This is a genomic window from Enterococcus plantarum, from assembly GCF_001730295.1.
Taxonomy (GTDB): domain Bacteria; phylum Bacillota; class Bacilli; order Lactobacillales; family Enterococcaceae; genus Enterococcus_L; species Enterococcus_L plantarum.
On sequence record NZ_MIKA01000003.1, the window covers coordinates 100909 to 113548 of the forward strand.

Annotated in this window: 12 protein-coding genes; 9 read left to right on the forward strand and 3 right to left on the reverse strand. The window is 35.8% G+C overall.

The window, feature by feature from the left end:
• Positions 1–10: 10 nt before the first annotated feature.
• From BCR22_RS02335 to BCR22_RS02365, 7 genes are all read left to right on the forward strand, one after another.
• Entirely contained in the window at positions 11–1507 is a 1497-nt protein-coding gene (locus BCR22_RS02335; RefSeq protein WP_069653390.1) for a phytoene desaturase family protein, read from the forward strand.
• Positions 1488–2366, forward strand: a complete 879-nt coding sequence (locus BCR22_RS02340) for a phytoene/squalene synthase family protein (RefSeq protein WP_069653391.1) — start codon at positions 1488–1490, stop codon at positions 2364–2366. The genes BCR22_RS02335 and BCR22_RS02340 overlap by 20 nt, the downstream gene beginning before the upstream one ends.
• Positions 2367–2576: 210 nt before the next feature.
• Positions 2577–3257 (forward strand): O-methyltransferase, encoded by a 681-nt coding sequence (locus tag BCR22_RS02345; RefSeq protein WP_069653392.1) that lies wholly within the window; start codon positions 2577–2579, stop codon positions 3255–3257.
• 76 nt (positions 3258–3333) lie between these two features.
• Complete coding sequence (locus BCR22_RS02350; RefSeq protein ID WP_069653393.1) at positions 3334–3960, forward strand: endonuclease III domain-containing protein; 627 nt, start codon at positions 3334–3336, stop codon at positions 3958–3960.
• An 83-nt stretch (positions 3961–4043) separates the two neighbouring features.
• Positions 4044–4889: an alpha/beta hydrolase gene (locus tag BCR22_RS02355; protein WP_069653394.1), complete on the forward strand. Its 846-nt coding sequence runs from the start codon at positions 4044–4046 to the stop codon at positions 4887–4889.
• 273 nt (positions 4890–5162) lie between these two features.
• A complete protein-coding gene (gene ahpC, locus BCR22_RS02360; RefSeq protein ID WP_069653395.1) occupies positions 5163–5726 on the forward strand; it encodes an alkyl hydroperoxide reductase subunit C in 564 nt (187 codons plus the stop codon).
• A 95-nt stretch (positions 5727–5821) separates the two neighbouring features.
• Positions 5822–7510, forward strand: a complete 1689-nt coding sequence (locus BCR22_RS02365; RefSeq protein ID WP_069653396.1) for an FAD-dependent oxidoreductase — start codon at positions 5822–5824, stop codon at positions 7508–7510.
• A 47-nt stretch (positions 7511–7557) separates the two neighbouring features.
• Here BCR22_RS02365 and BCR22_RS02370 read toward each other — a convergent pair whose 3' ends face one another.
• Positions 7558–8091, reverse strand: a complete 534-nt coding sequence (locus BCR22_RS02370; RefSeq protein WP_069653397.1) for a 3'-5' exonuclease — start codon at positions 8089–8091, stop codon at positions 7558–7560.
• A 326-nt stretch (positions 8092–8417) separates the two neighbouring features.
• The gene (locus BCR22_RS02375) at positions 8418–9176 is read right to left on the reverse strand and encodes an exodeoxyribonuclease III (RefSeq protein WP_069653398.1); all 759 of its coding nucleotides are present in this window, start codon (positions 9174–9176) and stop codon (positions 8418–8420) included.
• Between the two features lie 217 nt (positions 9177–9393).
• On the opposite strand from BCR22_RS02375, the gene BCR22_RS02380 reads away from it, so the two are divergent.
• On the forward strand, positions 9394–10593 hold the full coding sequence (locus BCR22_RS02380) for a chloride channel protein (RefSeq protein WP_141706524.1): 1200 nt from the start codon (positions 9394–9396) through the stop codon (positions 10591–10593).
• A gap of 193 nt (positions 10594–10786) precedes the next feature.
• On the opposite strand, the gene BCR22_RS02385 is transcribed toward BCR22_RS02380, so the two are convergent.
• On the reverse strand, positions 10787–11080 hold the full coding sequence (locus tag BCR22_RS02385; RefSeq protein WP_069653399.1) for a hypothetical protein: 294 nt from the start codon (positions 11078–11080) through the stop codon (positions 10787–10789).
• A 1291-nt stretch (positions 11081–12371) separates the two neighbouring features.
• Between BCR22_RS02385 and BCR22_RS02390 the strand changes: the two genes are divergently transcribed.
• On the forward strand, positions 12372–12640 hold a 269-nt coding region (locus BCR22_RS02390; RefSeq protein WP_069653400.1), incomplete at its 3' end, for a TIGR04197 family type VII secretion effector.

Below are 12640 nucleotides of genomic sequence, written 5' to 3' on the forward strand. Positions count from 1 at the left end.
GTGTATAATAGTGAAAAAAGTTATAGTAATTGGTGCAGGAGCTGCAGGATTAGCAGCAGCTATTCGTCTGCAACACGAAGGGTATAATGTTCATTTGTACGAGAAAAATGAACAAGTCGGTGGTAAAATGTACCAAATAAAAGAACAAGGATTTACCTTTGACGTAGGTCCGACCATCGTAATGATGCCTGAAATTTATCGTGAAGTTTTTGAACAATGTGGGAAAGACCCAGATCAATATATACCGATGAAAAAAGTTGATCCCATGTTATCCTTGAACTTTCCAAATGAAGAAACGTTGAACATGTCTTCGGATCTAGTGTCTTTAACGTCACTTTTAGAAGGTATTTCAGAAGAGGATATGCAAGGATATCTAGAATATTTAGCAAGTATTTATAAACGGTATCAAATAGCGAAAAAGGCTTTCATCATGAAATCATTTCGTTCTTTTTGGGATTTTTATAATCCGAGATCATTGATTGATGGGTTTAGATTACACACATTTAATGATGCCTATAGTTCTATTTCAAAATTTGTAAAAGACGAAAGATTACGGAAAGCATTAGCCTTCCAAACTCTTTACATAGGGGTTTCTCCTTATAATGGTCCTTCTCTTTATACAATTATTCCTATGATTGAACTAATTTATGGCATCTGGTTTATTGAAGGTGGGATGTATACCTTGGCTACAGGAATGGCCAAAGCTTTTGAAGAGCTTGGTGGTACGATTCACCTTAATACACCTGTGAAAGAAATCATCATAGAAAATAAACAAGCAACAGGAATCAGGACAGAAGAGGGCATTATCCCGAGTGATTACGTCGTGTGTAATGCTGATTTTCCTTATGCAATGAAGTCATTGTTACCAGATGAAAAGACTAGAGGAAAATATACCGATAAAAAAATTGATAAGTTGGATTATTCCTGTTCATGTTTCATTCTTTATCTTGGTCTGGATAAAAAATATCCAGTGGATTCACTTCATACGATTCGATTTGCTGAAGATTTTGAAAAAAATATTAATGATATTTTTGAAGATGGAAAATTACCAGATGACCCTTCATTTTATATTTATGTTCCGTCTTCAATCGATGAAAGTTTAGCGCCAGAAGGACATGAAGGAGTTTATATTTTGGTGCCTGTTCCTGAACTCTCACAAGGAGTTGATTGGAACGAATCAACAACGCAGGCATTTCGACAAAACGTTCTCGATTTAGTCAAAAAAGAAACTATTTTCTCTGATATAGAAGAACATATCGTTTATGAATCTCTCTATACACCTAAAGAGTTCAAGCAAAATTTTAATGCTTATAATGGTGCAACATTCGGACTGAAACCGACCTTAAAACAAAGTAACTATTATCGTCCTCATAATAAATTCGATTATGCAGATAACCTTTATTTTTGCGGTAGTAGTACACATCCAGGGGCGGGAGTTCCGATTGTTTTAACAAGCGCTAAGTTAGCTGCGGAGGAGTTGTTGAAAGATGATAAAAAGAAAAGATGACGTAACGAAACTATTTTCAATGTATGAATCAGATTTCGCTTTGTGTGAGGAAACGATTCGCAAACATTCAAAAAGTTTTTATAAAGCCTTTTCTAAACTTCCAAAGCAAAAAGCACTAAGTATTTTTGCTATTTATTCTTTTTGTCGTGAAGCAGATGATAGCATTGATGTATACCGTGATGTGGATCGTTTAAACAAATTAAAACGTGAATTAGATGACTTTTTAGCAGGGAAAATTCCAGATCGTTATTTTTGGAGAGCCTTAGTGCCAGTATTCGAAACCTATGAAATGAATCAACAGTCTTTTTATGATATGTTATTGGGGCAAGAGATGGATTGGACGTTTCAACAACCTGAAACACAGACTGAATTAGAAGAATATTCTTACTATGTTGCAGGATCAGTCGGATTGATGTTGTTGCCAATTCTTTCTGATCGTCCTGATGAAATAAGAAGCCAAGCAATCCAATTAGGTGAAGCCATGCAAATCACGAATATTTTAAGAGATATCGGAGAAGACTACAATAATCAGCGAATCTATCTTCCAAAGGAAATCATGGAAAGATTTGATGTTTCACTTGATTCGTTGGAAAAAGGCATCATCAATGATTCTTTTATAGAATTATGGGAATACGAGGCAACAAGAGCTGAGCAACTATACTCAAAAGCCCAAACAATGCTAGCTTCTATCCACAAAGATTGTCAAGAAGCGCTGTTACTATCTATCTATTTTTACAAAGGAATTTTAAATTCAGTTAGGCAAAGCAACTATCAATGTTTTAACAAGAGAAACTTCGTGAAGAAAAGTCAGCAACTTGAATTGTACCAAAAAGCAAAAAACTATTTGAAAACATTATAGGATAATGGATACTCTTTAAATGTTTCATGATTGTTTTTAGTTTAAGTCTAGTAAAATCGTAGTAGATTAAAAAGAATGCATTGTTGTTAAAAGACATGAACGAAACTATTTTCTCAAAACAGCTAAAAAAGGCTATTAACCGAAAATGATTTCTGCTATATTACTAGTAGTGAAAACTAGAAATGATTGACTTTTGGAAGGATGAATAACGTGCGCAACGAAATGATGCATCGACCAGTTGTGAAACCAGAACTTGTTGAATTTATGCGAAATAAACAAAAAAAAATCCAAGGTGAACTTGGCGTAATCGAAGAAGAAGCACACGAAGCGGGAGTACCGATCATTCCCCATGAAACAGTAGTGTTCTTACAATTTTTCTTAGGTCAAATCAAACCTAAGAACATTTTAGAAATAGGGACAGCAATCGGCTTTTCTTCTAGCCTTATGGCGCAATGTGTCGGGGAAGACGGACATGTTACGACGATCGATCGATTTGATGTAATGATCAGAAAAGCGAAAGTAACCTATGAACGTTTAGGTCTAACGGACAAAGTAACTTTATTAGAAGGACAAGCGGCGGAAATTTTGCCGACACTAAGTGGTCCTTATGACTTTATTTTTATGGACAGTGCAAAATCTAAATATATCGAATTTTTACCAGAATGCTTACGCTTATTACGCGTTGGCGGTGTGTTGATGGTGGATGATGTTTTCCAAGCAGGCACGATTTTAGACCCAATCGAAGAAATTCCACGTAGCCAAAGAACGATTCATAGAAAATTGAATCAATTTTTAGAGACAGTTATGACCCATCCAGATTTGACCTCAACATTATTGCCGTTAGGTGATGGCGTGATCATGATCACAAAAGAAAGAGAACTAACTGAATAACGAATAGACAACTTGGGTCAGGATTTAATTATTTTGATCTGAGTTTTTTTATGTGACGATAAAGGAGTAGATAAAGTTGAAATCAGATAAAGAAAAGCTTCAAGTGTTAAATAATTTGGTCGCACATTACGGTTTTCAATATTGGTGGGAAGATGAAAATCGGATTTCTGATTGGGTTTCGATGATCTTGATCCAGCAGACGACTGAAAAAAATGCGCATAAAGCATTGGCTAATTTGGAACCTTATCTAACAGTAGAAAATCTTCATGAAATGGAATTAGAAACACTTCAAGAACTGATCCGTCCAGCAGGATTTTTCACTCAAAAAAGTAACTATATCAAAGCATTGATCAGTTGGTTTATTTCCCATGATAGTGATTTTGATAAATTTCGTGCTTACTCTACTGAAGCGTTAAGAAAAGAGCTGTTAACGATCAAAGGTGTTGGATCAGAAACAGCAGATGCGATGCTCCTTTATATTTTTGAACGAAATGTTTTTATCGCGGATCAATATGCCATTCGTTTGTTTAATCGTTTGGGGTTTGGTCCCTATAAGACGTACGAAGAAATGCGGAAAGACTTCAATCATTTGACGGATGGAATTCCTCATGATTTATGTAAAGAATGGCATGCAGCAATTGATGTTCATGGTAAGCATTTTGGCAAAGACAAGAATATGGATGAATCATTTTTAATCTCCTAAGCTTAGTTTCCTTCTTTCGATTGTGTTTAATGTTCGTTTAAGTTTCAAGGCGTACACTTTCTCTATCAGAGGAGGGAAACGTCATGAATACTACTAAAAACATAAAAAGAAGGATTTCTAAAATATTTTTGATTGTAGGTGTTATTCTAATGCTCTTTCTTTTATTTCAAAAAAGCCTAACGGCATTCGCCGAAAAATTTACATCAACAAGTGCCCCCGTGGCAATTCAAACGCCAACGATTTTTGTTCCAGGCACAAATGGGACAGTGAATCGATTCAATGGCTTGATCAAAGCCTTAGATTCAAAAGCTGACGTGTTAAAAGTGACCGTAGCAACAGACGGAACGGTTTCCTCTAAAGGAAAATTAACAAGTACCGCAGAACATCCTATCATCGTGATCGCGTTTGAAGACAGTAGTGATGAGACACTACCCGTTCAAGGAAAATGGTATCAATTAGCATTACATTATATCCAAGAAAAATACTCATTTGAAACATACAATTACTTAGGGCACTCCAATGGCGGATTAGTCATTACCTCTTATCTGGAAGAATTTCAACAAACTGGTGACCCTGAATTAGCCAAACTAATCACACTAGGAACGCCTTATAATGATACGTCAAAAAAATATAATGAAGCGGTGACTTCATTTACCCAACTAAAAGAAACTAGCGACCTGCTTAAAGGCTATTTAACGAATCTAGAAAATATCCCTGATACAATTGAGATGTTGAATATTGCTGGAGAGGTTGATGATACGGCATCTGATAATACCGTTCCTGTGCAAAGCGTCTTTTCTGGAAGGTACATTTATCAGGATCAAGTAGCGGAGTATCAGGAAGTGTTGATCGAAGGAGAAAATACAAGTCACAGCGAGTTAGTTGAAAATCAGAAAGTCGTTCAATTATTGAAAGATTTTTTTTGGTAGAATAGAATGAAAATGAAATAGGATAAAGACTCTTGTCTTTGTTCTGTTTTCATTTTATGATGTAAGTATAATCAGACAAGTAAAAAACGATTGTTTTTTTGCTTAATGAGAATGAAAGAGCTATTTTCTCAAAGAAAAGCCGAAAATAGCAAAAATAAAATAACTAAACTATAATAATTCTATTGACATAATAATTTTAAATTGATACGCTAAGAGTGTAGAAAAATGTCTAGCTACACAGGCTAGCTTTTAAAAATTAGGAGGAATATGTAGATGAACTTAATTAACACAAAACTATTAGATTTCGAATGTGACGCCTATCAAGATGGAGATTTTATCAAAGTATCAACAGCAGATGTATTAGGTAAATGGAGTATTTTCTTCTTCTATCCAGCTGACTTTTCATTTGTTTGTCCAACAGAACTTGGCGACATGCAAGATCATTATGATCACCTAAAAGAGTTGAACTGTGAAGTATACTCAGTATCAGAAGATAGCCATTTTGTTCATAAAGCTTGGGCAGATGCGACAGAAACAATCGGTAAAATCAAATACCCAATGTTAGCTGATCCAAATGGAAAAATTGCTCGTTTCTTCGGCGTTTTAAATGAAGAATTAGGTCAAGCATACCGTGGAACATTTATCATTAGCCCAGAAGGCGAAATCAAATCATACGAAATCAATGATATGGGAATCGGCCGTAATGCAGATGAGCTAGTTCGTAAATTAGAAGCATCTCAATTCGTAGCAAAACATGGCGATAAAGTTTGTCCAGCAAACTGGAAACCAGGCGAAGAAACAATTGCACCAAGTTTAGACTTAGTTGGTAAAATCTAAACGTTTGAATAGACAACCTTAAGACTTCCTTTCTGGGAAGTCTTTCTTAAAATTTGTAGATCAAAATAATGAGATAGACAAAAAGGAGAACACACATGAGTCAAGAAATTTATGATTTGATCGTAATCGGCGGCGGATCAGCTGCTTTATCAGCAGGGATTTATGCAGGTCGTGCGATGTTAGATACATTGATCATTGAAAAAGACAAGATCGGCGGACAAGTAACCACAACTTCTGAAATCGTGAATTACCCAGCGATTCGAGCAACTACCGGTCCTGAATTAATGGAAGATATGCGTTTACAAGCGCTAGATTTTGGGGTTGAATTTACAACTGATGAAATCATTGATGTCGATTTAAGCCAAACGGTCAAAACAGTCAAATCCGCGACTAAAACCTATCAAGCGTATGCGGTGATCATCGCAACAGGTGCATCAGCACGTAAAATCGGCTTTCCAGGGGAAGTTGAATTTACAGGACGTGGCATTGCATACTGTTCAACTTGTGACGGTGAATTCTTCCAAGGTTTAGATATTTTTGTACTTGGTGGTGGCTATGCGGCGGCAGAAGAAGCGGTTTATTTAACTCGTTACGGTAAATCAGTCACAATGATTATTCGTGAACCAGATTTTACTTGTGCCAAATTAACAGCAGAAGCAGCCAAAAAACATCCAGATATCAAAATCGTCTACAATACAGAAGTCAAAGAAATTACAGGTGATGACTTTGTTCGTAAAGCGGTCTTTGTCAATAATGAAACAGGCGAAGAAACGACTTACGAAGCACCAACTGACAGCACATTTGGGATGTTTGTGTTTGCTGGAAATAAACCAAGCACAGAAATTTTTGAAGGAAAAGTCGAATTAGATCGTGGTTATGTCCCAACCAATGAAAACATGGAAACCAATGTTCCTGGTGTTTATGCTGCCGGAGACCTACGTATCAAAGAATTACGTCAAATCGTTACAGCAGTTGCAGATGGTGCAATCGCTGCAACGAATGCGCAAAAATACATCACTGAAGAAAAAACAAAAGCAGGCCTATCAATCGTCAATGAACGGATGGAAAAACGTTTAGCGAAGCAACATGCCGAAACGAAAGAAACGCAACCAAAAGCAGAAAAGAAACCTGCTAAAGCAACAAGTGGAAATAACACATGGTTCCCAGATGCAATGAGAGAACAATTGGGTGGTATTTTTGGTAAATTAACGAAAAATGTAACCTTATTACAAGTGATGGATAGCAGCGAAGAAAAATCGCTAGAATTGAATTCTTTCCTAACGGAATTTGCCTCATTAAGTGATAAAATTTTGTTGGAAACTGTTCAAAAAGGTGCGGACTCTGATGTAGAAGCGAAATATGGCATTGATAAATTACCAAGTGTTGTTGTCTTAAATGATCAAGGCGAGTACACAGGAATCAAATTTAGCGGTATTCCAAGTGGGCATGAAGTCAATTCAATCGTTTTAGCTGTCTATAATGTAGGAAGTGCTGGACAGCCAATTGAAGAGCCAGTAGTGAATAAAATAAAAGAATTACCGAAAAAGAAAGTTCAGATTTTCGTTTCATTAACCTGTCATTACTGTCCAGATGTCGTGGCAGCGTGTCAACGAATTGCTTCTATTAATCATAATGTTGAAGCAGAAATGATCGATATTGGTGTTTTCCCAGAATTGAAAACAGAGAAGAAAATCATGAGTGTTCCTGCGATGATCATTGATGATAAAGACATTGTTTTTGGTTCTAAAAATATGGATGAGATCATTGAGATTTTAGAAAAATAAAGAAAAAGCCGAATCAAAAGAACGAACTGTTCTTGATTCGGCTTTTTTTATTTGATTGTAACAAGTTTTTTCAACGGTTCAACACCAAAATGTTTTTCCTGATACAGTAAAATTTCAGCGCAAGCTCGGCTATCTTCTAGTGCATCATGATGATTGTTCAGCTGGATATCTAGATTATCACAAATCGTGTTTAATTTATGATTCGGCAACTCTGGAAATAACTTGCGACTCGTTTTGACTGTACATAATGAAAGATAATTCGGTTGTTCGATCCCATAATAATCCAAGGACCCAGCTAAAACACCACAGTCAAAAGGAGCATTATGAGCAACCACTAAACTATTGGGTTTAAAACAGGCTTGGATCTGCTTCCAAACATCAGGAAATTTAGGGGCATCCGCCACATCTTCTGGTTTGATCCCATGAATTTGGATATTTTTCCAGAAAAAGTCGGTTTCTGGTTTAATTAGTGAGTAATATTCATCAACGATGCGGCTATTCTCTACTTTTATTAAAGCAACAGAACAAGCGCTATGTTTAGCGTAACTGGCTGTTTCAAAGTCTATGGAATAAAAATTCATAGTCATTATCCCTTTCGGTTCAAAATTAATTCATACATGCAGTATAACAAAATAATAGATACATGGTAAGTCCAATTCAGTAATATTAACAGAAATTAAATAAAAAGAGGATGGGAAAGAAGTGTTAAACCCCGAGAAATAAGAAGGAATTCACGAAAATTGTTCTTCAAATTTTTGTGACCAAGTAGGTACTGTGCAACATCAACTCGTTCTTTGTTGTGTTTTACAGCAATTTCAGCTTATTTCCGAAGGGGTTGCTTCTGCTCCCACCGTTTATCCGGATTCCACGTGAGCGGGATATGACTCGAAGAGTTATGTCCCACTCACTAAGCAATCGTTAAATCAACCTCTACTGGACAATGATCACTGCCAGTAATTTCCGTATGAATTTTCGCACTTGTTAAAGCTTCTTTCAATCCATCAGAAACAACAAAGTAATCGATTCTCCACCCAGCATTATTTTTCCGTGCATTAAAACGATAACTCCACCAAGAATAAACGCCTTCTTGGTCAGGATAGAAATAGCGATAAGTATCAATAAAGCCACTATCCAATAATTCTGTAAATTTTCCACGTTCTTCTGGTGTAAAGCCAGCATTTTTTTGATTGGTTTTCCAGTTTTTCAAATCGATATTTTGATGAGCAACATTCAAATCACCACATAAAATCACTGGTTTTTCTTTGCTCAACTCATTTAAGTAGGCACGAAAAGCATCTTCCCATGTCATACGATAATCCAATCGTTTCAGCTCATTTTGCGAATTAGGTGTATAACAAGTAATCATAAAGAAGTTTGGATATTCCAATGTGATCAAACGACCTTCTTGATCATGTTCTTCAATTCCCATGCCGTATCGTACGCTGAGTGCTTCTTCTTTGGCAAAAATGGCAGTCCCTGAATACCCTTTTTTCTCAGCATAATTCCAGTATTGATGGTAACCTGGCAACTCTAAGTCAATTTGACCTTCTTGTAATTTAGTTTCTTGCAGACAGAAAAAATCTGCATCTAATTCGTTGAAAACTTCCATAAAGTTCTTTTTAACAACAGCACGTAAGCCGTTAACATTCCACGAAATACATTTCATCTTGAGGACCTCCTTCAAAATTGACGCGATTTATTGATTTTTGTAAGTAAGACTTTAGATTAGTTTAACATACATAATCCAGATTTTGGTATTCTGTGTCGACTTTCTGATTGAAATCAACAAGTATCATTTTTGTATTCAGGTATTTAGATTTATGATAAAGTGAAAGGGAAGTCATGGAAACTATAAATATTTTGAACTGAAAGGAACTATCAAATTGAATACAAAAGAAATTGGGTTGCTGGTTTATGGCGTGGTACTAAGCAGTATGATTGGGGTTATATCGTTTATCTTTTTAAGAGTGGAAGGAATAGGTTCTGAACTGCTTTGGAATTTAGTTTCGCCGGATACTCCTTTACGTGTGTTCTATATTTTAGGGCTTACGTTAACAGGTGGCGTTTTACTAGGGTTTTTACGAGCAAGATGGGGGAATTTACCTCATACAGTTCATGATTCTGTAACAGAATTAAAGCAAACAAAAACACTCGATCATAGTAGTGTTTTCCGTAGTTTGTTGATAGCTCTTGTCGTATTGATTTTTGGTGCAGGCGTAGGACCAGAAGCGGGGTTACTAAGTGCGGTTATTTATTTATCTGTATGGCAGGCGGATAAACTGCGCTATTACTACTTTCACTTTAACAAATTGAAAGAGTTGTCTCTAAAAGAGCAGACTGCACGTCTGATTCATCCTAAAAACTATTTGTTGACGTATGATGAAAAAAGAGCTGCTGCTGCAGGCCAGAAGTCGAAGAAAAAGTTTTTTTATCTACTATTTATTATTAATGGCTTGATCACTTTTTTCCTTTTAATGAAACTGACAGGACAACCTTCTTTTGTTTCTAAAATGGGCGAATCAAATTGGATAGGAAAAGAGCTGTGGATAGGCTTGCCGTTGATGCTTTTTGGGGTAATAGTTGGAAAATGTTATCTTCTGTTTAAAACCTTTCTAAAGAAACGATTAGATTTTTGGCAAGAGTTTCCGATTCGCAAAGCATTGATTGGATCTATCGCAATTTTTCTAATAGGTGTTTTTCTACCTAATTTACTTTTTTCAGGGCAACTATCGCTTTCATTGGCACCATTTGTTGGAAGTCAAGCTTCATTTTTAGTGTTAACGATGATTGCGTTGATCAAATTAGTATTCTTGCAACTATGCCTTAATACAGGCTGGATCGGTGGCGATATTTTTCCTATCGTATTTGCGGCAATCATTCAAGGCTTTGCTGTATCGCAATTATTTCCTCAAACAGATCGTTTGTTGATTGTTGCAATCGTGAGTACCAGTATTGCAATTGCAATCATAAATTCGCCGTTTCCAGTAGGTGTGTTTATGATGCTGTTTTTCCCACTAAATCTAAGCCCAATCATTTTAGCGGTAGCAACTATTTTATTTTTCGCCAAAAAAGGGTCAAGTTAATTCATCCAAAAGAAAACAGTGAATCAAAAAATAGAATAAAATATCATGTATCGGACTAGGAATATTTTTATGTAAATAGGCGTTATCGATTTTATAAATATCGCACAAAAAGCATATTTACTTGTGTACCCTTATCCAAGCATACCTTACTTATTATTAAGGGAGATGCCACTAAAAGGACACCTCCTCATTTTTACTTCTTAACAAAATGAGTAGTTACTTTTCTTTCACGATCTAACTTCTTAATTTTGATTTGTTCAGCTTCCACCAAACGGATAAATTCTGTGAAAAAAGCGTGGAACAAATGACCACAAGCATAATATTCTTTGATAACTTTTTTCTTGTTGATTGGACCCGTTCGGAATTGAAAGAAATGATCCAATACGGCAAGAGGTTCTTGCCATGGGTCAAAATGATCTAGTAAATCTTGTAAATCAGTAATATCTTGATAGGGGATTTCTTTTAGGGTATGTAGCTCGTTTTTCATAATGGTTCTCTCCTTTTTTGAAGCACTGAATTTCGTACTTCAGCGCTTCTTAATGTACGCATTGACTTAGGCAACTTATTATATTAGCGGTAGAAATGACTTGTGGATGATCATTGTCAGTCTGGTAGAATTTCTATCGCCTTTTTTGGGATAAAACAAAAAACGCTATTGGAGCAGTCAGTGAGAAAAAGCTATTTTTTCAACAACGTTCTAAAAATACCTCAATCCGAAAAGTGCATTGATTCCTTTTTAGTCCAGTTGTTCAAAACTTAACGACTTTTTATCATCCTAAAACTACCAATACCGCCATCAATTATCTAGAAAGAGTATGCAGACTTTATTAAGTACATGATTTTAACAAAAAGTTTCCAGACAGACTAGAAAATTCCAGTAAAATTAGGTACAATAAAGAATGCTAGGACTTTGTGCTAGCAATTGGCAACTTGTATAGATAGTTTGCTCTGTCTATGCAAGGCTTCATCAGTTGGTTGTCGCCAAATGATGAAGTGCCTTTTTGCTTTGCACCACTACATTCCACTTCGATCTCATCAATTTCTAAGAGCTAAAGCTCTAAGAATTGAAGGACCACGACTGACCAAAGGGCAGAGTGGATGATGCAAAGTACAAGGTGAACGAAGTGAACGTTGTCTCCTTGTCTTATATCTATAATTGATCATTTGTTTTAATTTGAAGTGAACCTCCTTTACTTGAATTTGTAGAATAGAAAAAACGATATCAGGAAATTTCCCAATATCGTCAACAATAGTCTCTAAAAATCATCTACCACTTCTTCTAAAATAGCCCAAAAGTTAACAAACCTATGGCAAAATAGGTAAACTTTAGGTACAAGAAAGAAGCTAGTACATGTTGCTAGCACTATTGGCAACTTGTTTGGGCAGTTTGCTCTGTCTTTACAAGGCTTCAATTATTTGGTTGTCGCCAAATATTGAAGTGCCAATTTATTTTATATTCTGATTTTAACAGCTCGTTTACAAATGGGCTGTTTTCTTTGTTCTATTCTACCTCCTAAGTATATACGAAAAGAAGGCGAACACGCAACCTAATTTTCCTCTTAAACACCATTAAATAACACGAAAAATCGTTTCCTTATATATAAGATAAATAACAAAAAAATATTTTTATTATGTAAGTGCTAGAGAATGGTAAGCTATCAGTTTATATATTTACGTTTTATCGTGAAATTCATGTAGAAAGTATCTAAAAATACAATTGTGTCTATGTGTTTGGTTTGTTATACTTATCTTTTATAAATTTAACAAGGAGTGAAAATATGGGGATAAAAAGCAGTCTATCTATAGCAGGAAATGTATCCGCTTCTTTTAGCCAATCAGCCAATGCCTTAAACAACATAAAAGGACCAACCAATATCGCGACGAGAACGAACGTGATGGGCAATGCGAAGGCGAAAGAAACAGCGACAAATTTTGGAAACGATATCAAACAACTCTCAGCTAGTATTGTAGCTACTGGGAAAAATATACACTCTGTTGCAAAGGATTTTTCCGAAATCGACTTAAAAGCATCACATCAATTTCAAGC

Bases quoted from the DNA above. Each gene is read 5' to 3' on its own strand.
- BCR22_RS02340 (WP_069653391.1), top strand. From the start codon at position 1,488: ATGATAAAAAGAAAAGATGACGTAACGAAACTATTTTCAATGTATGAA.
- BCR22_RS02355 (WP_069653394.1), top strand. From the start codon at position 4,044: ATGAATACTACTAAAAACATAAAAAGAAGGATTTCTAAAATATTTTTG.
- ahpC (WP_069653395.1), top strand. From the start codon at position 5,163: ATGAACTTAATTAACACAAAACTATTAGATTTCGAATGTGACGCCTAT.
- BCR22_RS02365 (WP_069653396.1), top strand. From the start codon at position 5,822: ATGAGTCAAGAAATTTATGATTTGATCGTAATCGGCGGCGGATCAGCT.
- BCR22_RS02370 (WP_069653397.1), bottom strand. From the start codon at position 8,091: ATGAATTTTTATTCCATAGACTTTGAAACAGCCAGTTACGCTAAACAT.
- BCR22_RS02375 (WP_069653398.1), bottom strand. From the start codon at position 9,176: ATGAAATGTATTTCGTGGAATGTTAACGGCTTACGTGCTGTTGTTAAA.
- BCR22_RS02385 (WP_069653399.1), bottom strand. From the start codon at position 11,080: ATGAAAAACGAGCTACATACCCTAAAAGAAATCCCCTATCAAGATATT.